18 protein-coding genes are annotated in these 20963 nt (G+C 31.8%); 12 read left to right on the top strand and 6 right to left on the bottom strand.

The genetic code is table 11. The features are described from left to right. Positions 1 to 62: 62 nt before the first annotated feature. On the bottom strand, positions 63 to 425 hold the full coding sequence (locus ACN0WY_RS13310) for a four helix bundle protein (RefSeq protein WP_417800676.1): 363 nt from the start codon (positions 423 to 425) through the stop codon (positions 63 to 65). A gap of 44 nt (positions 426 to 469) precedes the next feature. Continuing rightward, positions 470 to 1921, bottom strand: coding sequence for a 23S rRNA (uracil(1939)-C(5))-methyltransferase RlmD (gene rlmD, locus ACN0WY_RS13305; protein WP_417800709.1), 1452 nt, complete (start codon positions 1919 to 1921; stop codon positions 470 to 472). A gap of 136 nt (positions 1922 to 2057) precedes the next feature. On the opposite strand from rlmD, the gene ACN0WY_RS13300 reads away from it, so the two are divergent. Further along, positions 2058 to 2603: an RNA polymerase sigma factor gene (locus ACN0WY_RS13300; RefSeq protein WP_417800675.1), complete on the top strand. Its 546-nt coding sequence runs from the start codon at positions 2058 to 2060 to the stop codon at positions 2601 to 2603. A gap of 5 nt (positions 2604 to 2608) precedes the next feature. Continuing rightward, the gene (locus ACN0WY_RS13295) at positions 2609 to 2986 is read left to right on the top strand and encodes a DUF6768 family protein (protein WP_330488047.1); all 378 of its coding nucleotides are present in this window, start codon (positions 2609 to 2611) and stop codon (positions 2984 to 2986) included. Between the two features lie 71 nt (positions 2987 to 3057). Here ACN0WY_RS13295 and ACN0WY_RS13290 read toward each other — a convergent pair whose 3' ends face one another. Next, positions 3058 to 3753 carry an OmpA family protein gene (locus ACN0WY_RS13290; RefSeq protein WP_417800674.1) on the bottom strand — a complete coding sequence of 232 codons (696 nt, stop codon included), beginning with the start codon at positions 3751 to 3753 and terminating at the stop codon, positions 3058 to 3060. 14 nt (positions 3754 to 3767) lie between these two features. Continuing rightward, positions 3768 to 4244 (bottom strand): hypothetical protein, encoded by a 477-nt coding sequence (locus ACN0WY_RS13285; protein WP_330488045.1) that lies wholly within the window; start codon positions 4242 to 4244, stop codon positions 3768 to 3770. 210 nt (positions 4245 to 4454) lie between these two features. On the opposite strand from ACN0WY_RS13285, the gene rocD reads away from it, so the two are divergent. Then, positions 4455 to 5699 (top strand): ornithine--oxo-acid transaminase, encoded by a 1245-nt coding sequence (gene rocD, locus ACN0WY_RS13280; RefSeq protein ID WP_417800673.1) that lies wholly within the window; start codon positions 4455 to 4457, stop codon positions 5697 to 5699. A 275-nt stretch (positions 5700 to 5974) separates the two neighbouring features. Here rocD and ACN0WY_RS13275 read toward each other — a convergent pair whose 3' ends face one another. Beyond that, on the bottom strand, positions 5975 to 8950 hold the full coding sequence (locus tag ACN0WY_RS13275; RefSeq protein WP_417800672.1) for an AAA domain-containing protein: 2976 nt from the start codon (positions 8948 to 8950) through the stop codon (positions 5975 to 5977). 289 nt (positions 8951 to 9239) lie between these two features. On the opposite strand from ACN0WY_RS13275, the gene ACN0WY_RS13270 reads away from it, so the two are divergent. From ACN0WY_RS13270 to ACN0WY_RS13230, 9 genes are all read left to right on the top strand, one after another. Continuing rightward, a complete protein-coding gene (locus ACN0WY_RS13270) occupies positions 9240 to 9548 on the top strand; it encodes a hypothetical protein (protein ID WP_330488042.1) in 309 nt (102 codons plus the stop codon). A gap of 732 nt (positions 9549 to 10280) precedes the next feature. Continuing rightward, on the top strand, positions 10281 to 10763 hold the full coding sequence (locus ACN0WY_RS13265) for a hypothetical protein (RefSeq protein ID WP_330488041.1): 483 nt from the start codon (positions 10281 to 10283) through the stop codon (positions 10761 to 10763). 2 nt (positions 10764 to 10765) lie between these two features. Continuing rightward, on the top strand, positions 10766 to 11680 hold the full coding sequence (locus ACN0WY_RS13260; protein WP_417800671.1) for a hypothetical protein: 915 nt from the start codon (positions 10766 to 10768) through the stop codon (positions 11678 to 11680). Further along, entirely contained in the window at positions 11680 to 14070 is a 2391-nt protein-coding gene (locus ACN0WY_RS13255) for a TonB-dependent receptor domain-containing protein (protein WP_417800670.1), read from the top strand. Before ACN0WY_RS13260 ends, ACN0WY_RS13255 begins: the two co-directional genes overlap by 1 nt. A gap of 23 nt (positions 14071 to 14093) precedes the next feature. Then, entirely contained in the window at positions 14094 to 15314 is a 1221-nt protein-coding gene (locus ACN0WY_RS13250; RefSeq protein ID WP_417800669.1) for a DUF4374 domain-containing protein, read from the top strand. Positions 15315 to 15322: 8 nt separating this feature from the next. After that, positions 15323 to 16024: an ABC transporter ATP-binding protein gene (locus ACN0WY_RS13245; RefSeq protein ID WP_167713967.1), complete on the top strand. Its 702-nt coding sequence runs from the start codon at positions 15323 to 15325 to the stop codon at positions 16022 to 16024. Between the two features lie 43 nt (positions 16025 to 16067). After that, the gene (locus ACN0WY_RS13240; RefSeq protein ID WP_330488036.1) at positions 16068 to 17498 is read left to right on the top strand and encodes a DUF3526 domain-containing protein; all 1431 of its coding nucleotides are present in this window, start codon (positions 16068 to 16070) and stop codon (positions 17496 to 17498) included. Beyond that, entirely contained in the window at positions 17495 to 18916 is a 1422-nt protein-coding gene (locus ACN0WY_RS13235) for a DUF3526 domain-containing protein (protein ID WP_417800668.1), read from the top strand. Before ACN0WY_RS13240 ends, ACN0WY_RS13235 begins: the two co-directional genes overlap by 4 nt. A gap of 15 nt (positions 18917 to 18931) precedes the next feature. After that, a complete protein-coding gene (locus ACN0WY_RS13230; RefSeq protein ID WP_417800667.1) occupies positions 18932 to 20305 on the top strand; it encodes an MATE family efflux transporter in 1374 nt (457 codons plus the stop codon). 19 nt (positions 20306 to 20324) lie between these two features. Here the strand turns inward: ACN0WY_RS13230 and ACN0WY_RS13225 are convergent, their stop codons facing one another. Beyond that, positions 20325 to 20933, bottom strand: coding sequence for a class I SAM-dependent methyltransferase (locus ACN0WY_RS13225; RefSeq protein ID WP_417800666.1), 609 nt, complete (start codon positions 20931 to 20933; stop codon positions 20325 to 20327). Between the last annotated feature and the right edge of the window lie 30 nt (positions 20934 to 20963).

The following is a 20963-nucleotide window of genomic DNA, read 5'->3' as shown; positions in this document are numbered from 1 at the left end:
AGTTGTTTATCTGTTTAGTTGTTTATGGGTTTAGTTGTTTATACGTTTATACGTTTAGTTGTTTATGCGTTAAGTTGAGATTTTCTTAATGCGTTTAACATATTGGTTATCTTTTCTAACTTTTTTCTGACTAAAATATAATCTTTTTCAGAAATATAGTTTAGTTCTCTTGAGATTATGATTTGATTTAACACTTCCATTGCTGAACTATAAGAAATAGTAATAAAACGTGCTTTATCTTTATTACTTTTTCGTGCTGTACCTTCTGCTAAGTTAGAGGCTATTGAAACTGTAGCTCTTCTAAGTTGTGAGATTAATCCGAATTTTTCATTTATGGGAAAGCTATTAGTTAAACTATATATATTTTTAGTTAGTGAGATACTTTCTCTCCAAACTTCTAATTTTTCAAAAGAATAAATTTTCATAGCAAATAAACTTTTAAACAATTAAATGAATTAACTCAACCATATTACTTCTCAAACAAAACTACCGTTTCTATATGTGATGTATGTGGAAATTGATCTACTAAACTAATCTTTTTTAATTGATACCCGTTTTTCATCAATTCTTCAGTATCACGAGCTTGCGTTGCTGGGTTACAAGATACATAAACCATTCTATCTGCGTTTAAGTTTATGATTTTCTTAAGCGTTTTTGGCGCAATTCCTGCACGCGCTGGATCTAAAATAATGGTTCTTATTTTGTTTTTATATTGTGGATGTTCATTTAAAAACTTTCCTACATCAGCTGCATAAAATTGTAAACCTTCAATATTGTTTCGTTCTGCATTCTTTTTAGCATCTTCAATAGCAGAAACCACAATATCTACACCAACAATTTTAGTGTTATTCGACTTTGAAGCAATAATTTGCCCAATAGTTCCAGTACCACAGAATAAATCCATGACTACGGTATTGTCAATTGCATCTTTGTTTTCTAACGCATAATCAACTACTTTGGTATATAGTTTTTCGGCAGATTTAGGATTGGTTTGAAAAAAGCTTTTCATGCTGATTTCAAAATTTAAGCCTAATAATTCTTCTACAATCTTATCTTTTCCGTATACCAACTTCACACTTCCAGAGGTAGCAATGGTTCTATCACCAGTTTCGTCGTTAATAGTGTGTAACAAACCAGCTACTCTATCGCCAAAAAGTTCTACTAAATAGTTGGCGAATTCTTTTAAATCAAATTTTGATAACTCGTGAGAAGTGGTTACTAAGTTGAATAATAGTTCGTTGGTTTTGTATGATTTTCGTACCACAAAATACCTAAAAAAACCTTCTTTTTTAGGTCCGTGCCAAGGAGCTAAACCAGTTTTTTTACAGTATTCTCTAATGTTTTTGATGTTATCTTCAACTTGTTTGTCAAATAAACCAGAATCTTTTTCAAGATTATCTCCCATCCACCAAACACCACGACGTTTAAAACCTAAGGTAAACTCATCTATATCGGTTTTGTTTTCGCGATCGTAACCAATGGCAGAGAATCCGTATTCCATTTTATTTCTGTAATGGAATACATTAGGAGAAGCGATAAATTCATCAAACAAATCTTCAATATTTTCAACTTTACCAATGCGTTTAAATAAAGATAAAGTACTTTCTTGCTTGTATTGGTGTTGTAAATCAATAGGTAATTGAATGTACGGTGCTCCAGGAATATCTTGATAAGGAACAGTTACTTCATCATCAGAATGTTTTAAAACATCAATTAACTTACACTCGGCATATTTTTTCTTTGATTTGTCTACACGTGCTTTTACTAACTGTCCCGGTAAAGTGTTAGGAACAAAAACGACAAAAACACCTTCTTCTGAACGTATTCTTCCAATCCCTTTTCCGCCGAAGGCATAATCTTCAATTAAAATTTCAATGATTTGTCCTCTTTTTACAAATTTATTTCGTTCTCTTCTTGGCATTCTATACTGTGATTTATAGTGTGCAAAATTAGGAAAAGATATGGTTTGTGTAACTTTAAACTCAAACATTAATTCTTATTTTTAATAGAAAATTGAACCTTTTTATTTTTTCTACGTCTATGAGGTGTAATCAATTATGAAAAACTTGGAAAATATAACCGACACAGAATTGGTTTTAGCATATCAATCAGGAAACAAAAAGGCACTCAATGCTCTGGTTAAAAAATGGCATTTACAGTTTTGCAAATTTGCTTTTTGGATGGTGAAAGATGCTGATGTTGCTAAAGATATAGCACAAGAGAGTTGGAAGGTGATTTTTGGAAAACTCAAGGATTTGAAAGATCCAACAAAGTTTAAATCGTGGGCAATAAGTATTGTAAATCGAAAATCGATAGATTATTTGCGCTCAAATCAAAGAAGAACTAAAAGCTTAAAAAAATATCATCAAGAGCAATTTAGGGTAAATCTTAGCGAAGATAATGGTGATATTACTATTTATAAGAAAAAAATAAAAGAGGCAATAGTAGCGCTTCCTAAAAATCAAAAAATAGTTATCGAGCTTTTTTATAAACAATGTTATTCTTTAAAAGAGATAGCAGAGTTGTTAAACATATCAGTAGGAACAGCAAAATCAAGGTTGTTTCATGCAAGAGAAAAGTTAAAATTAATTATTAAAAAATAGAAATCATGAGTAAATTAGAAGATATTGATGCATTAATAAAAGAAACATTATCAGAAGAAGAAGCAAAATTTTATGATGAACTAGAAGAACAAAATGTTCTAGAAATGGTAGGAGGGTTGTTTGAAGGAAAAAATAAATGGATTATGTATATGATGAATGTTGTTACCTTGGTGTTTTTTGGGTTGTTTATTTATTGTATTGTGCATTTTTTTCAGGCTGAAGAAACTAAAGAGTTACTTAAATGGGCAACAGGTACTATAGTTTTTTTAGTAGGGGTAAGCATGTTAAAGATTTTTGCTTGGATGCAAATGGATAAAAAAGCAATTATTAGAGAAGTAAAAAGGTTAGAGTTGCAAGTGTCTTCGTTGTCTAGTAAAGTATAGACGGTTAGAGTTTATATAAATAAAAAGACTACTCATTTAGAGTAGTCTTTAAATCTTGTTGTGAAGGCTTTTTATTGGCCTGCTTCTTTTTTAGCTTCTTTTATCATTTGCTCATTTGCAACAATAGCAAACTCAACACGTCTGTTTTTACTTCTTCCTTCAGCAGTATCGTTCGTAGCAATAGGATCTTTAACTCCTAGTCCTTTAGTTTCAAAACGACTGTTGTTCAGCCCTTTGTTAGCTAAGTAGTTTTTTACTGAATTGGCTCTTTTTTCTGAAAGTTTTTGGTTGTAATCAACAGCACCTGTACTATCTGTATACCCATAAATTACAATATTAGTGTTCTCATAATCTTTAAATACAGGAACTAACTTATCTAAGTTAGCTTGTGCTGTAGCTGTTAAAGTCGCTTTGTTAGTAGCAAAACGAACAGCATTTTCACCTAAAGTAAGTTTAATACCTTCACCAACTCTTTCTACTTCTGCACCTGGTAAAGCTTCTTCAATTTCACGGGCTTGTTTGTCCATTTGGTTACCAATTACACCACCTGCAACACCACCTACAACACCTCCTAAAATGGCACCTAATTCAGAGTTGTTTTTACTTCCTACATTGTTACCTATTACAGCACCTATTACAGCACCAGCAGCTGTACCAATGGCAGCTCCTTTTTGAGTGTTGTTCGCATTTTGAACAGATTTACAAGAAGTAAAAATAGTTCCTGCTATAAATAAGATTGATAAACTATAAATGATTGATTTTTTCATAATGTCTTTGTTAGTTATTGTCTTTGAAATGAGTATGTTATGTCTTTTAGTTGTCCTGCAACGTTCACTTGATCAATTAAATCAAAACTAGTTTCGGTAATGTTACGTACGCTTAAAATATATCCAGCATTAACGTCTTTAGCTTTGTGATTATTAATAATTTTTAATACAAAATTACCATCTGTATTCACATACCAAGTAATGGGTGAGCTGAAGTCTTTACATTCTGTACTAGGGGTATTTAAACTCATTTCTCCTTTGTTGTTGTTTGAAACAAAACTCCAGTTACTACCAATAAAACAACTCGAATCTTCTAAGTTAAAAGAATTGACTTTTAAGTAGTCGGAACCTGAGAAATTAACCGCAGTAATAGTCCAGTTTCCTTTTAACATTCGCTCAGTTTTATTGTCAAGTTTGGTGTTCGTTACAGAAGTAGATTTACACCCTATAACCGCAAAAATTAATAGGCATATGATTGAAAGTTTTTTCATAATTAAAAGTTTAGTGTTTTTTATTTAGACCCAAAGCTACGAACAAAGTCACTAAATATTTAACTCATTACAATTTTTGTTGTGCTCATTTATTTATTAATTTGCACCTTTTTAGGGATGATTTCTTTCCCACGCTGAATTTTCGAGCTTTCGAAAGGATAAAGGTAGACAAGGAATGGTTATTTTATTCACATATTAAAAAATATTAAAATGGCTGTTTTAGACCAATTAACTTCGCAACAAGCGATTGACTTAGAAAACAAATACGGAGCGCATAACTATCATCCATTACCAGTAGTATTAAGTAAAGGAGAGGGAGTATATGTATGGGACGTTGAAGGAAAAAAATATTATGATTTTTTATCAGCGTATTCTGCGGTAAACCAAGGGCACTGCCATCCAAAAATAGTGGGAGCTATGGTAAACCAAGCGCAAACATTAACATTAACGTCTCGTGCTTTTTATAACGATATGTTAGGGAAGTATGAAAAGTTTGCAACTGAATACTTTGGTTTTGATAAATTATTACCAATGAATACAGGTGCTGAAGCTGTTGAGACTGCCTTAAAGATTTGTAGAAAGTGGGCGTATGAAGTAAAAGGAATCAATGAAAATGAGGCCCAAATTATTGTTTGTAAGAATAACTTCCACGGAAGAACAACTACCATTATTTCATTTTCAAATGACCCGGTAGCACGTAAGAATTTTGGACCATTTACTGACGGATTTATCAAAATTGAGTACGATAACTTACAAGCTTTAGAAGAAGCCTTAGAAAACAACGATAATATTGCTGGTTTTATGGCGGAACCTATTCAGGGTGAAGCAGGAGTTTATGTGCCTTCTGAAGGGTATTTAGCAGCAGCGAAAGCCTTATGTGAAAAGCATAATGTATTATTTATTGCTGATGAAGTACAAACAGGTATTGCACGTACGGGTCAGTTATTAGCAGTAAACCATGAAAATGTACAACCAGATATTTTAATTTTAGGTAAAGCATTAAGTGGAGGTGCGTATCCAGTATCTGCTGTATTGGCAAATGATAGCATTATGAATGTGATTAGACCTGGTAACCACGGTTCTACTTTTGGAGGAAACCCAGTTGCGGCAGCAGTAGCAATTGCAGCTTTAGAGGTAGTTAAAGATGAAAAATTAGCGGAGAATGCTGAGCGTTTAGGTAAAATCTTTAGAGAAGAGTTAGCTGAGTTTGCTAAGAAAAATGACTTAGTAACGTTAGTACGTGGTAAAGGATTGTTAAATGCTGTGGTAATTAACGATACTGAAGATAGCTCAACTGCTTGGGATATTTGTATGAAGTTACGCGATAACGGATTATTAGCAAAACCAACACACGGAAACATCATTCGTTTTGCACCACCATTAGTAATGAATGAAGAGCAATTAAGAGACTGTATTAATATTATTAAGAAGACTATTACTGAGTTTAAAAAATAAGCTTACAGCATTGTATATAAATAAAGGAACGATTTAATCGTTCCTTTTTTTGTTGTTATTTATTGGTTTTTTACTTACTAAAATAAGAAACTAACATTTTTCTAAATGTTATTAAAAATGTTTAATAGCAAGTTAGGTATTTTTCTGTACACTTTTTAAGTTGATAATTTTTTTGGTGTACAAGTGCTGTACACTATTTTTTTTATCAAATTTTTTAGTGTACAAGTGTTGTACACTTTTTAAGTTGGTAATTTTTTTGGTGTACAACAACATAATTAGTTAGCCATTTCATAAATGTTTAAGTGTCTTTTTAAAATTCCAGAAGGGGTGTTTTTGGTTTCATCAAAAATTCGAGTGTCTCCAAAAAGAATAAAGCTTTCTTTGGCTCTAGAAACTGCTACATTTAACATGTTAGGTTTGTTGTCTTTTTCAAAAAACATGGTTCCTTCATCATCATTAGAGTATACAGAACTGAACAAGATAATGTTTCGTTCTGCTCCTTGTAAAGCGTGCACGGTACCTAGTTTAATGTCGCTAACTTTATAACCCGCATCGGTTAAGGCTTTAGATAATTCTCCTTTCTGACTTGCAAAAGGAGTAATAATTCCTAAAACAGGTTCAATAGCATCTACATCGTATGCTTCTTGAATGGTTTCTTTATTTTGTTGTAGCCAAGAAATAATAGCTTTTACTTCACTCATATTTTGACGACTGTTGTATTTGCGTTCACTAACTCCTTCTATATGATATGCCATCATTGATGGAAATGCTTGATTTTCTTTCGCCTTTCCTTTCATAGGTTTTAAAATACCATCGTAGGCCAATTCGTTACAAAAACTAATAATTTCATCATTACATCGTCTGTGTTCTAATAAAACCAATCCTTGTTCTTTTTTTGCGGGTAATGGCGTTTCAAATTCGCAGGCATTTTGAGCCATTTTCATAATACTTCCGCTAGAAGCTAAAAAACCTAATTCGTCTAAATGTGCGTCATTTTGATTTTCAATAATATCAAGGCTTGTTAAATTTCCTTGGTCAATTTTTTTAGGAATAGACCAAATAGGTTCAATTTGTTGTAAATCACCTACTACAAAGGCTTTTTGAGTTAATGAAAATACAGGGATGCTTACTTCTGGAGTAACCTGACCTGCTTCATCAATAATTAACAAATCTAAAAAGTTGTATAGTGGTAAGTATTCAAAAATAGGTTTTCCGTTTTCGTTTTCTCCTTGAAATTGACTGTATAAAAAGTGACTTGGTGCTGTATAAAAAGTAGCTACAAAGCAAGGAGTAAGCATCGCTCTTCGTTTCCATTTTGCTTTAATAGCATATTCTCCTGTTCCTTTTTCGGTGTTCTCTTCTAACATTTCTCTGGTTTCTAGTAACCAGCGCGCTTCCCAATAATGGGTTGCTAATAAGAATGCTTTATGACGTAAATCAATATCTAATTCATCATAAAAGAAACGCTGGGTTGCATCGTTAGTTTTAATTTTTTCATATTCATACGCCCACATTTGTTCTTCTGAAACAAAAGGAAATCCTTTAATATTGTTTTCATACTTCCAATTTTTTAGGCTTAAATGTGATTGCAGTAGCAGGTTTACATTGTTGGTACATTCTTTTATATATGCTGCTGCTTTTGTAGCATCCAACAGTGTTTCTGCTGTAGCTTTAAAAATATGTTCAGCATTTCTTGTTTCAAACTGAGCTTCATCAATAAAATAGTGTTTTACTTTATCAATAAAATCAGTGTCTTTTGTCGATGTTTTTAAATCGTTTAAAACAGTTCTCCATTCTTGTAGTTTGGAGATTTTAAACGTACTTTTTTGAACAAAATCTTCTTCGTGTACAAGTATGCTGTTAATGTAATTTACAGCATTTATATAGTTTCTAGAGAAATCAACACCATCGGCTAAAATAGTTTGAATACCCATAATTTCTTCTTGTAGATGGTTACACACATCGTCAAGTGAATTTGTTTGGGTATTGAAATACTGACAGTAGTTTGTTAAAAAATAGTATTCTGCTTCAGAGATATATTTTTCATTCTCCAGATTACAAAGTGTTCCTTCATGACCAAATAGGTTTCCTTTTAAGTAATTGATATTGGCTAGTTTCTTCTCGCTTTTTGAACTGGATGGGAGGTAGGTTGCATATCCGTTAAAATCAGGAATCCAACGGTTGGCTAATTCTCCCATAGTACTTTCAGAGTTGATAAAGCTATCAATAATATTGGTTACTGCTTGGTTGTTGTTAGAACAAGCTAAGATAATCGGTGCTTCTTCACCGTTAATAGCGGCTTTTACAAACTCGGTAGCAACCAAGCTTTGCAATAGGGTAGTTTTTCCAGTTCCTGGAGGTCCGTTTACAGCGGTAACTGCATTTTCTTCGGCTACTAAATACGATAGTAATGTTTTTCGCTGACTAACAGAAAGCGGGAATTTATTCGACATTTGCCCTAAATGCAAATGATTGTAAACTAAGAATCCGTTATCGGTAATGGCTTCTTGTCGCTCTCTAGTATATGGATTGATGATTTTGGAGAGTACGGGTAATTCATCCGTGTTTTTAAGTAGGTTTTCGTACAGAAATAAAATACTTTTTGCGGTAGAAATTTTAGAACTTAATGCGAAATAAGTAAGCTCATATTGTGTGGTATAGCGTTCTACTTGGTAGCGATATAGATTGCTAAAAGTTATCGCAGAAAATACTTCGTTAATATAGTTCCAGTATTCATCCCAAGGTATAGGTTCTTCGCTATTTTCAAAATCGGGAGCGTCTAGGTCTTTGGCATCTAAAACGGTGTCGATAGAAGAGAAGATAAAATCATTCTTAATATCTGCCATAGGAGTTAGATAGTTACGAACAATTAAAGGAAAGCCATCTTTTGGAGCTGATAATTGTCCTGAACGATTTACAATAGCACTCACCCAAAAAGGATGAATAGTGCGTTGTTTAAATTTTGTATTATCGGTTTGATATACTAAATGAAAAGGTGCTATTAATAGTTTAGTTTCTTCTACCTTATGCCACTTAGGGTTGTCTTTTTTAGTAATTCCTTTTAACCGATTAATTCTACGTTCTTCAACATCTAGCAGTTGATTTGCTTGTTTAGAGTTGATGAGTGCGTTACTTAAATCGGATGATTTTTGATGAAAAAGGTTTTTTATTTTACTAATGTCGATAGCTAGGTTTTCACTATCAGATAAGCTGTTTTTATAATATTGTAACCAGTTTTTTTCGTCGTTCATAGTTGTTCTCGTACCCTTGAAATGTGATTTTTTCTGTAAGAAAGGGTGCGAAAATACTATATTCAACGGGTGAAAAAATAGTTTTTGTTAGCTTTTTATTAACGAAAAAAGAGGAGAGAGGATAGTGGGTTTGTTTTCAGTAAATTAAAAATTGTTGTTAAGATGTTGTTTTACACTATGCATAGTTTTTCCATAAATATAGCTAGTTTAACTACGAGAGTTTATAATAAAATTTAAGTAGTAAAAAAAAAGGTGTTTATATAATTTAATTTATTATATTCGTAACCAAATGGAAAGTAATCGTTTAAAAAATAGCATTGCATATTTATTTCTTGTCCTGTTTCTATCAATGAAAGTAGGCGGGTTGCACGTGCTATCCCATACAGACGATAAAGACCATACATCACACTGTACTATATGTGATCATACAGTTGCAAGTGATTTAACTCCGTTAGTTACTCCTGATACTCTAGATTTTTCAGTAGAAAACACCGAGCACGTTGTTCAGAGAGAAGTAATTAAAAGTTATAATTTTATTATTTCAGGTACTATTACTGCGGAGCAACTTTTTTCTAGACCTCCACCTTTTTTAGTGTAAGAGTTTTTATTTTTACATTTAATCTTTCTTATTAATGTTTTTTTATTCAAGTATTTGAGCAGTTATAGAATATTAGCTTAAATAGTGCTTGTAATGAATATGAGATACGTTGTTGTGATGTCTCAGTTTTAAAGAGGAGAAAAATACAAGCTTAAAAGCTCTTACCACCACTTTGTTTTTATTTTAATAACCTAATTTTCTTTATAGCTTTAAAGGAATAGCTCATAGTATATTTAGATGTAGGATTATCATCTAAAACATATTACAGCAGCTTAGATGTCTTTACATGTTTTTAAGGGTTTTACAACAGTTATAGACATTAGATAATATAAGAAGAGAGAAAGCCTCCTAAATATACTAGAGCATAGGTTATTACTAAAATTTAAATTTCAAAAGAATCTTTACAGAAATCTTTTAGTTTTTCAAAAGACTAAGTCTCATTTTGAAAAGCCTAGGGATTCTATTGGATTTATGTACCATAATATTAAAGAAGTTGCAACAAAGGGGATGCTGAAAACCTTATAGAATAGAGTAGGCCAAACTTTAAAATTTTTAATTATGAAAACCAAAGAATCAATGATTTCAGAAATTTTAGCTGATAAGTCTAAGCAAGCAGCTGGAACTACACATTGTAGTAATTGTGGACACTGTGTTAACACTTTATAGTCTGCAAATTTATTGCGGTAGGAATTTATCCTACCGCTTTTTAAAAAGTAAAAACAGTTAAATATAATGGAAGGAAAAGTTACAGAAGAACAATTAGATAAACTCCTAACTTTTAGTGATGAAAATGTAATATCTAGGTTTTTAGATATGTATGATGTTACAGAAACTGAAGCTGAAGATATATTAATGGAAACCTTGAAGTTTTTGTACATAAGTCAAATTCCGGGAGTCTTCATTCCAGATGATTTATTAATTATAGATGAAATGTGGCACAACCTTATACTGTTTACACCACTTTACCATAAGTTTAGTAAAGAATACTTAAACACCCCTTACTTTCATCATCTTCCTGCAACTAAAAAAGAAAAAGATGAAAGAAGTGAGGCTATGAGAATTGCACCAGATGAAGCAAAAGAAAAGTACCTCAAGAAATTGGAATTTTTGTTGTCTACAACCTACGATTATTTTGGAGAAGAAACCATGGTAAAATGGTTTAAAGTATATCCTCAAAAATACAGCAAAGAAAATATTAAAAAATTGAAAAAATAAGGATGAGCATTTTTCCCAAAAGAACCATTCAAGGTAAAACCGTTACCATACACTGGAATTTTAATACAGCACACTTAAAAGGTAAACACTTATGCCCGTTGGTAAAAATAGGAGTAAAAGATCCTAAAGGTAATGTAACAATGCTTTTTGAAAATCATGTTGTTGCATTTCCAGAAGAAAATGAAAATAAGGAAGTAGTACCACAAAAATTAAAATATTTAAACAAAAACACTCCGCTTTTAGTGTTGGCTTCATATTTAGAAGGAGCTTGTAAACGTGAAAAACTTGTAGAAATTCTTACAAATATACAGGCGGGTCGCCATTATTATTTTACATATAATATACCCGATAATGCTCCTTTAGGAAAATATACTCTCGTATCTGAGGTACATAATAATGGAAATATAAAGTACTCAAAAACTCACTTAGACGATCATTTTTGGGTAGAAAAAGTTTCGCTAATCAATGTAAAAAAAGAAGAAAAAATAGCAATGGTTTACAATCATTCAGAAGAGAAAACTCCAGTAAAAACAGTAAGGTGCTTTATCAACTCTGAAGGTTGTATGAAAACAGAAATGGAAGCTTTTGAAATGAATCCAAATGAAACAAAATCACTTTCAATTTCAACAGGAAAAACTTTTTTACTCTACAATGAAGAACGAGAAATAGTGCCTTTATTAGAAGAGAACCCCGCACACTTAATAAAGAATCACGAAATACTATTAGTTAGTAAATCACCAGAACTTAATTACCTCATGAAAAAGGATACTGATGAAGCTTTTTCTCTTAGATCAGAAGCAAAAGAATTATGGGATAAAGCCGACGGATTACTCACTAAAAACAGTTTATCAAAAAAAGAATTAGAGGTATTTAAAGAAATGGAAGCAGAAGGACTGATAAAGCAAGTAAGGTTATAATGGCTAAAAATTATTTTAAATCAGAGATGTTATACTTTGAAAAAGTAGGAAGTAAAAAAGTTATATGCATACTATTTTTTAGCCTGTTAACAAGTAGTTTTTTGTATTCGCAAACAGTAAAAGTTTCAGGAGTAGTAACTGACAATTTAGGAATTCCTTTATTTCAGTCTCATCTCCAAATACAAGAACTTAATAAAAATGCAGTAACCAATGAAGATGGGAAATTTACATTTAAAAAGATTCCGAAAGGAAAATATAGCTTAAAAGTATCTTATATAGGTTTTAAAACAAATTACCAGACGATAGATGTTTTAGATGAAAAAACGAATATAAAACTTACGATTCAATTAAAGCCTGAGCAAAATCAGCTAAATGAGGTAACTCTTGAAGGAAAATCAACAGTTCAAAGATTAAGGGAGAGTACAGCTAACGTGTCAGTTTTACAAATGGAAAAGTTTCGAGAGAGGAACATTAATACAAGTGATATTGTAAAACAAATTTCAGGGGTAAATGTACGACAAACAGGAGGCTTTGGTAGTGATGCAAAAATCTATGTAAATGGGATGACTGGAAAATCGGTGCCCTTTTTTCTAGATGGAATTCCTTTATCATATTTTGGAGCGGGATTAGGGTTAAATGTATTGCCTTCAAACTTAATAGAACAAATTGAAGTTTATAAGGGAGTAGTACCTGTAGACTTAGGAGCAGATGCTCTTGGAGGAGCGATTAATATAGTTCCTAGAAAATCATATTCAGATTATTTAGATGTTTCCTATTCAGCAGGATCGTTTAATAGCCATAAAATGAGCGTAAATGCGCAATTGATGAGTTCAGACAATCAATGGATGTTTGGGGTAAATTCATTTTTTAATCACTCTGACAATAGCTATAAAGTAGATGTTGAAATACCAAACGAACAAGGAAACCCAAAACCAGCAAGAGTTAAACGCTTTCACGATAAATACTCTAACCATCTTTTAAACATTTATGCAGGAGTTTTAGATAAAAAGTATGCAGATCGATTGGTTCTCAGTGCGCGTTATTCAGGACTTGACGATGATATACAGCACAATGCTATTATGGCTCAACCTTATGGGGAAGCCACTTATAGTGAATCAACCGTTGGAACTTCTTTAGAATATGAAAAAAAGAATATTTTAAAGAAAATGAACATGAAATGGTATAGTGCTTATAACCGTACCAGAGGACATTTTATTGATACTACCCTGAATGCCTATACTTGGGATGGTAAAATATATCGTAAACGGACAGATGGTGGGGAAATTTCTACCTCACGAAATTCTTTAAAATTAACCTCTCAAAGTGTTTTAAATCGAGTTAATTTAAACTACCATCCTTGGAAAAAAGGAAAGTTTACGTTGAATCTTTTTTCATCTTGGTTCAGAAGAGTAGGAGAAGACCCAATTGCGGCTGAGTTTTATGGAGAAGACTTTTTTAAGAATCCAACCCAGCTTTTTAAAAATGCTTTAGGAATAGCTTATGAGCACCGTTTTTCAAAAAATTTAACGAGTTATACAGCAGCAAAACATTTTTGGTTAGATGCGGATGGGTATGAAATAAAAAACCTTGATTTTGTTCCTAACCAGCAAGAAACATCAAATTTTGGATTTTTACAATCGCTTCGTTACCATCTTACAAAATCTTTTTTAGTAAAGTCTTCTTACGAGTATGCTACGAGACTTCCTGATGAAGTGGAGCTTTTTGGAGACTTTACCTTAATAAAATCCAATCCATTTTTAGAGCCAGAACAAAGTCATAATCTTAATTTAGGTTTTCAGCTAAAAACAAAAAAGGTTAATTGGGATACGAATCTTTTTTATCGAGGAACAAACAATGTTATTTGGTTGCGAACCTCACAGTTTTATTCCCAATATCAAAATTTACTAAAATCACGTACGCTTGGGGTTGATATGGAGCTGCACTATCGTCCGGTTGATTTTCTTGATATAAAAACAAATGCTACTTATCAAGATTTACGAAATCGTTCACCGAAAAGTATTACTGGTGCTGTGGATAATCGTTATTTTAATGCAAGACTACCTAACATTCCTTATTTTTTTGGAAATGCAGAAGTACGTTATCACAAAGAAAATTTCTTGCACACAAAAAATACTATTTCAGTATGGTGGTCTGCAAACTACGTAAATGAATTTTATCTGTTTTGGGCTGTAGATGGTAATAAAGATTTAAAAAACACCATTCCATCTCAATTTACTCAAAATTTAGGGATTACTCTTTCTCGTCCAGAAAATAGATGGACGGTTACTGCCGAAGCAACCAATATATGTAACGAAAAAGTATTCGATAACTTTAGTGTACAACGTCCTGGAAGAGCATTTTATATAACACTTAGAACATTTATAAATTAAAAATAAACATCAATAAATAAAAAATGAAAACACAATTCTTAAAAAAAATAAGTTTAGTATCACTTTACACATTTGTATTAGTTTTTACATTCATAGGGTGTAGTAGCGATGATAATTCACCAGTTGACGGAACCGATCCAGTAACTATTAATTTTGGGATTACAACAGTAAGTGGAGCATTTCCTAATCAGACCTCTTATATTCAAGGAAAATCAAGTTTAGAATTTTCAACGATAGGAAATGACAAGGCGTTAGAATTAACTGGAAATACAAGAACAGTTTCTTATAATAAAGAGTTGTATGCATTGCCTTTTGGAGCACCTGCAACTCTTGCAAAGTATTCATTTAATGAAGAAGGAAATGCAGTTGAAGATCAACGTATTGTTGTTCCTGGAGCAAATACTTTTTCTGCCCTTTACTTTGAAAGTGAGGAGGTAGCGTATGCTTCAGTAGCAGGGGGAATTTCAAAACTTATTATTTTCAATCCAACTACGATGCGCATTACAGAAGAAGTAGCTTTAACATTAATTAAAGAAGAATTTCCTGAAGCTACACGTACCTATTATACAGATATGATTGAACGCGATGGAAAGTTGTTTATGGGAGTGCATTATGAGAAGAATTTTGCTCCAGTAAACGATTGGGCATATGTAGCGGTAATTGACTTAAAAGAGAAAAAGGTAGAAAAAATAATTTCGGATAAAAGAACAGGAATGGTGTTTGGCGGACATGCAGCAAATGCAGGAATGGTTAAAACTACTAATGGAGATATTTATGTACAAGGTTTAGGAACTACAATGAGTAGTGGAAGTAGCCCTAGTGGTTTACTAAAAATACCTAATGGAGAAACTTCTTTTGACCCAGATTATTTTATGAATATGCAAGAAGCAACAGGAAATGTATGTTATGGAATTTATCATGCACCTAATGGAAGAAGCTTTACAGCAAGAGTAGAGGAGGTAAGTGATTTTTATGAGTATCAAACGGGACAACCGCAATTCAAATATTTTGAGATTGATGTTCAAAAAAAGTCGAGTTTAGGAGCGGTACCAGGGCTTCCTATCACTTATGGATCTCGTAGTATGATTATTCTTCCTTATAAAGATCAAAAATTATTATTTACAACTGCAACCAATGATGAAAATGCGGTGTTTAGTTTTGACCCCAGTTCAAATACATCTAGTAAAATGTTTACGTCTACAGGAGGTTACATATCAGGTCTTGAAGATTTTAATAACGAATAGAATACACCATGTTAAAAGCACAAGACCTCACAAAAAAATATGGTGATTTTACCGCCTTGAATAGTTTAAATTTAAATATTAAAGCAGGAGATATTTTTTGCTTGCTCGGTGCTAACGGTGCGGGAAAATCAACAACTATTAATTTGTTTTTAAATTTTATTGAGCCTACATCTGGTAGCGCTTTTGTTAATGATTTAGATGTAACAAAGAACCCACAAGAAACAAAAAAATGGTTGTCTTATATTCCTGAAAATCTCCAGTTGTATCAATATATGACAGGACTGGAGAATCTTCACTTTTTCTGTGGTCTACAAGGCGTGGATATAGAAAAAGAAGCATTAGAAAACTTATTAGTACAATCAGGTTTACAAAAAGATTTTATTAAGAAAAGAGTTCGTAGTTACTCTAAAGGAATGAGACAAAAAGTAGGGATTGCTTTAGCGAGAGCTAAAGGAGCGAAAGTATTACTTTTAGATGAGCCTACCTCTGGATTAGACCCTAAAGCAAGTAATGAGTTTTCTGAGCTCCTGCTTAACATGAAGCAACAAAAAGTTGCCACCTTAATGGCAACACACGATCTTTTTAGAGCTAAAGAAACAGGAACACATATTGGTATTATGAAAGAAGGAATTTTGGTTGAAAAGATGGAATCAAATCAAGTTTCTTTTCATGATTTAGAACAAAAGTACTTAAAACACATGCATGAATAGTGTGTAATAAGTCATTACATCTAAAAAATAAAAATGTAAACAGATGATACATCAAGTATTTTTAATAGCTAAAAAAGAACTTACCAGTATAGCAAGGCAAAATGCTTTAAAAATTTTGTTTCCTATTATTTTGTTCCTCTTAGGCTTTTCACTTTATGCTGGGCATATAGCTTATAAACAGGAAATGGATATGGTGAAAAAGGCTCAAGAAGAAAGAAGAACTGAGTGGTTAGAACAAGGAAATAAGCATCCGCATATTGCGGCTCATTACGGGACATATGTTTTTAAGCCTAAAACGCTTTTAAGTCTTTTTGATTTTGGATTGGATACGTATACAGGAACCTCCGTTTATTTAGAAGCACATTATGCCCATGAGTTTATGTTTAGACCTGTACAAGGATATGGTAATATGGCTCGTTTTGGAGAATTAAGTGCAGCTTTGGTACTTCAGTTATTATTACCACTTCTTATTATATTCATTACTTTTCAAACCTTTAGTAAGGAAAAAGAAACGGGAACCTTGAAGTTGTTAATAGGACAAGGAGTTTCAATGAGATCCATTTATTTAGGTAAAGTTTTGGCTTATTTTTTAATAGTCCTACTCATATTAATATTATTTTTTACAGGACTTTATATTGTAGGAATAATTGAAGATGATAGCTTAGTAATGCAAGATGTAGGCTTACGAGTTTTATTTCTCTTTTTTCTTTACGTTGGGTATTTATTTGCTTTTACAAACTTTTCTGTTTGGGTTTCTTTTAAGTCTTCAAATGCGCGAAACTCTCTTCTAACTTTATTAATGTTTTGGATTACGACTGGTATTATTATTCCAAAAACCTCGGCTAATATAGGAGAGAGTTTATATCCTTTACCATCTCTTAAAGCATATAAAGAGAAAATTAAAAAGGATATAGATAAGGGGTTGCCTATGGATGGCTCTAAAGAAGAGAGACTTGTTAAATTAAAGGAACAGTACTTAAAAGAATATGGAGTAGACTCTTTACATCAATTACCACTAAATTTTGAAGCAATACGAATGCAAGAAGGAGAAGAATATGCTTATAAAGTACAAAAAGTTCATGATTCTCTTCTTAACAGAAGGTTTGAATATCAAAATAGAATAGGAAGTATAATTGGGTTTGTTGCACCGTACATTTCAGTAAGAAATTTTTCAATGGCTTTTGCTGCAACAGACGGGTACAGTTTTAATGATTTTCAAGAAAAAACAAAAGCATACCGTCTTAAACTAATGAGAAAAATGAATTATGATATGGCTGTAAATTCACGTTATGGCGAGTTTTATGAATACAAAGCAGGAAGAAATTTATGGGAAACGGTTTCTGGGCTAGAATATCGTACACCTAGTGTAATGAAAACCTTTAAAAATTACAGAATAGAATTAATGTCATTAATTTTTTGGGTTTTAATAATGTTCTTACTAATACCTTCTTCTCACAAAAATAAATTGATATGAAATTAACGATATTATTATGGAGGCGTGAAGGTATTTCAATCGTTAGAAATACGTTTCAAATAATTTTGCTTACCATCGTATTTTTATTGGGTATTTATGCTGTTTATTACGGGCATTCAAAAATAACGGAGCAGCGTAAAATAATTGAGAATGTTAAACATATTGAAAAGAAAGAATTTGAACAGTATAAAGAGAGTTTTTATACCAATCATACTTCGTTAAAAGATAAACAATTATTTGACATAGCTTCTAAGCCTGCTTATGCATGGTATCGACATGGATATCATGCAATTTTACCTCCTCATGGTTTAGCACACATGTCTTTAGGACAAAGAGATATAGAACCTTATTACTATAAGTTAACGGGAATGAGCTTATATTATCAATTGTTTGAAAATGAATTAGCAAATCCACTTAAACTCTATGTTGGAAATTTAGACCTATCGTTTGTTTTTGTTTATTTGTTTCCATTGCTTATCATAACTTTTACTTATGGATTATATGCAGAGGAGAAGGAAAATGGAATGTTACCCTTATTAAGGTTACAATCTATAGGGCTAAGAAAAATCCTCTTAATTAGAATTGCTTTTTATTATGTTTTAGTTTTAGGATTAGGAGTCCTTTTATCTATAATAGCCTTTACGGTTGCTGAAAAAGTAAGTATTTTAAGTGCTTGTTTATGGTTATTAGCAGTCTTGAGTTATTTCAGCTTTTGGTTTGTCTTAATGTTTCTTTTAATAAGCTTTAAAAAGAATTCTTCATTAACAGCCATTACTGCTGCTGGTTTATGGTTACTTTTTTTAATAGTTTTTCCAGCAATATTAAATGTATATGCAAATATTGTACATCCGATAGACAATACTTCATTAGCTGATATAACCCGAAGAAGAAGTCTTGAAAATGAAGAGAATATAGAAGAAGCTAAAGCTGTAGTTGTTGAGTATTTAGATTACCGAGATGATTTAAAAGGAGCAAAATCTTTAATAGATGTAAATACAATGGCCAAGGCTTATGCATCTTTTACTGCGCTTAATGATAATCATCACAGAGAAGAAGTACAGGAGTATTTTAAACAAATTGAGTTAAGACAAGAATGGGTTTCTAAATTTCGATGGGCAAATCCAGCAGTAAATGCTCAAGGAATGTTTAATGAAATAGTTGAAACGGATTCTGAAATTTTTCAATCCTTTTATCAATCAATTGAAGTTTTTCATAAAAATATTACCAATTTTTACTTCAACAAATTGTTTTTGGGCAAGCAAATAACAATAAGAGATTATGAAAGGTTGCCTAAGTTTAAGTTGAATGCTGATTATACTAAAGGTCAAAGAATAGGAAAAAGTTTACTAGAAGTAATACTTATAACCTTTATAATTTTTGGAGTATCACTAGTTTTTTTAAAAAAAATAACTTCTTAAAAGAGTGGTGCAAATATGAGTTCCAAAATAAAAAATAACACAAAACAAAAGCTTGATTTTATTAATGATAGCCTTTGGGGGCTTATGTTAAAACTATCTGTTCCCAGTATTTTGGGTATGATGGTTATATCTATAAACGGGCTTGTAGATATATTTTATACAAGCTATTTTATAGGAATAAAAGCTTTTACAGGAATTTCAATGTTGTTTCCTTTAATGCTAGTTGTTACAAGTATTACTGTTTTTATAGCTGCAGGCTCTGCATCTGTTCTTAGTAGAGCTATAGGCGCCAAACAAATTGAAGTTCAAAAGAAAATAATTCCAAACATGATAGCCTTATCTCTCATAGGGGCAATTTTAGTAACTGTTTTTGGAATTGTTTTTTCTCATGAAATAGTTTCAGTAATAGGAATTTCAGGAGAACTATTTACCTATGCTTTAGAATATTTTAAAGTATACGTTTTGGGAGCATTATTCAGTATTTATGGTCTGTCAGCTAATAGCTTAATACGGGCAGAAGGAAACATAAAAGTAGCAATGCAATTCACAATAGCTTCAGTAATTTTAAATATTTTACTAACTCCCATCTTTATTGGTGTTTTACATATGGGAGTAGCAGGTGCTGCATGGAGTAGTATTATAGCAATGTTTATTTATAGTTTGTTAACATCTCTATATTTTATCCGTGGAAAAGCAACATTTAAAACAGGGGCTTTTCGAATAAGGTTGGAGTATAAGATCCTCAAAAATGTTTTAAGTATTGGTTTTTCAGCATTTACAATGCAACTATCTAATTTGTTTAGACAGTTTTTACTTTTCAGATTAGTGGTTTTCTATGGAACAGTAGAAGCTATGGCGTTTTTTAATGCTGTTTTTAGGTTGTTTACTTTTTTAGCTATTCCGCTTTTAGGACTTTACCAATCTATGCAGCCAATTATTGGAATTAATTTCGGAGCCAACAAGCCGTCTAGGTGTTTAAAAGGAGTAAAAATATACAGGTTAACAGGAATTGTTCTTGGTGCTGGACTGTTAATTCCGATACTGATTTTTCCTGAGGCAATGGTTAATGTTATATTACCTAATGTAAAACTTAATGATACAGAAATTTTTAATGTACGAATGCTATTGAGTATTTTATTGGTTATTCCAATATCTTCTAGTAGCATAGTTCTTTTTCAAGCTATAGGAGAAGCAAAATTAGCAACGTTGTTACCTATTGGAAGACAATTATTATTGTTTGTACCGGTAGTATTACTTTTAACTAAATACTTTGGAATAGAGGGGATATATTACAGTTTAGCTTTAGAAAATATATTATACGCTTTGGTTTTATATATTGTATCTAGAAAAACACTTAAGCAAATATCTAAGGGAATAATACAGGAATAAGTATAAATGTGGTAGCTTATTATTTTTGAAGGTGTTTCTTTTTTGCCACAATATGAAAAACATGCCAAAACTTTTCTTTTCCAGATAATGTTTTTCCTTTTTTAGAAACTTCATTAAAATAAAGAAGCTCAAACTTATCAAATAAGTTTTTTACATCTTGTATATTGTGAAAAGTCATGTCAGAATTAGAACTCCAAGAATCTTTTGGACCAAAAAAATGTCCACAAAAAAATCCTTCAGGAGGTATACATTCGATGATATTCAACCATAATTTATCAAATTGATTAGGAGGACAAAAAGGAAGTGAAAAAGAAGCATTAACCAAATAAGCAGAAGGTAACTTTTCTAAATTCTCAAAAGAAACGTTACTAAATTTTAATAATTTAGAATGTTTAGGAGCTAAGTTTTGTTGCAGGTAAAGTAATGAGTTAGGATTACTGTCTATGGCAACTACAGAAAAATCATTTTCTAACAAAGCAAATGTATCTACCCCATTACCACAACCCAAGTCTACAGCTGTTTTTTCTGTTATATTATTTTGGGTGGCTATAAAATCTAAAGCTTTACGAAGTGTATAAGCTGGGGGATGTTTTTCTTTTTTAATTTTATTATAATGCTCTTTCCACATTCATTATACTTTTTCTGAGATAAACAAATA

This window comes from Tenacibaculum sp. (assembly GCF_048269885.1).
GTDB lineage: Bacteria > Bacteroidota > Bacteroidia > Flavobacteriales > Flavobacteriaceae > Polaribacter.
This window is presented reverse-complemented; position numbering and strand designations above follow the sequence as displayed.

Excerpts from the sequence above, each read along its gene's own strand:
- ACN0WY_RS13310 (WP_417800676.1), bottom strand. The coding sequence starts at position 425 with ATGAAAATTTATTCTTTTGAAAAATTAGAAGTTTGGAGAGAAAGTATC.
- rlmD (WP_417800709.1), bottom strand. The coding sequence starts at position 1,921 with ATGCCAAGAAGAGAACGAAATAAATTTGTAAAAAGAGGACAAATCATT.
- ACN0WY_RS13300 (WP_417800675.1), top strand. The coding sequence starts at position 2,058 with ATGAAAAACTTGGAAAATATAACCGACACAGAATTGGTTTTAGCATAT.
- ACN0WY_RS13295 (WP_330488047.1), top strand. The coding sequence starts at position 2,609 with ATGAGTAAATTAGAAGATATTGATGCATTAATAAAAGAAACATTATCA.
- ACN0WY_RS13290 (WP_417800674.1), bottom strand. The coding sequence starts at position 3,753 with ATGAAAAAATCAATCATTTATAGTTTATCAATCTTATTTATAGCAGGA.
- ACN0WY_RS13285 (WP_330488045.1), bottom strand. The coding sequence starts at position 4,244 with ATGAAAAAACTTTCAATCATATGCCTATTAATTTTTGCGGTTATAGGG.
- rocD (WP_417800673.1), top strand. The coding sequence starts at position 4,455 with ATGGCTGTTTTAGACCAATTAACTTCGCAACAAGCGATTGACTTAGAA.
- ACN0WY_RS13275 (WP_417800672.1), bottom strand. The coding sequence starts at position 8,950 with ATGAACGACGAAAAAAACTGGTTACAATATTATAAAAACAGCTTATCT.
- ACN0WY_RS13270 (WP_330488042.1), top strand. The coding sequence starts at position 9,240 with ATGGAAAGTAATCGTTTAAAAAATAGCATTGCATATTTATTTCTTGTC.
- ACN0WY_RS13265 (WP_330488041.1), top strand. The coding sequence starts at position 10,281 with ATGGAAGGAAAAGTTACAGAAGAACAATTAGATAAACTCCTAACTTTT.
- ACN0WY_RS13260 (WP_417800671.1), top strand. The coding sequence starts at position 10,766 with ATGAGCATTTTTCCCAAAAGAACCATTCAAGGTAAAACCGTTACCATA.
- ACN0WY_RS13255 (WP_417800670.1), top strand. The coding sequence starts at position 11,680 with ATGGCTAAAAATTATTTTAAATCAGAGATGTTATACTTTGAAAAAGTA.
- ACN0WY_RS13250 (WP_417800669.1), top strand. The coding sequence starts at position 14,094 with ATGAAAACACAATTCTTAAAAAAAATAAGTTTAGTATCACTTTACACA.
- ACN0WY_RS13245 (WP_167713967.1), top strand. The coding sequence starts at position 15,323 with ATGTTAAAAGCACAAGACCTCACAAAAAAATATGGTGATTTTACCGCC.
- ACN0WY_RS13240 (WP_330488036.1), top strand. The coding sequence starts at position 16,068 with ATGATACATCAAGTATTTTTAATAGCTAAAAAAGAACTTACCAGTATA.
- ACN0WY_RS13235 (WP_417800668.1), top strand. The coding sequence starts at position 17,495 with ATGAAATTAACGATATTATTATGGAGGCGTGAAGGTATTTCAATCGTT.
- ACN0WY_RS13230 (WP_417800667.1), top strand. The coding sequence starts at position 18,932 with ATGAGTTCCAAAATAAAAAATAACACAAAACAAAAGCTTGATTTTATT.
- ACN0WY_RS13225 (WP_417800666.1), bottom strand. The coding sequence starts at position 20,933 with ATGTGGAAAGAGCATTATAATAAAATTAAAAAAGAAAAACATCCCCCA.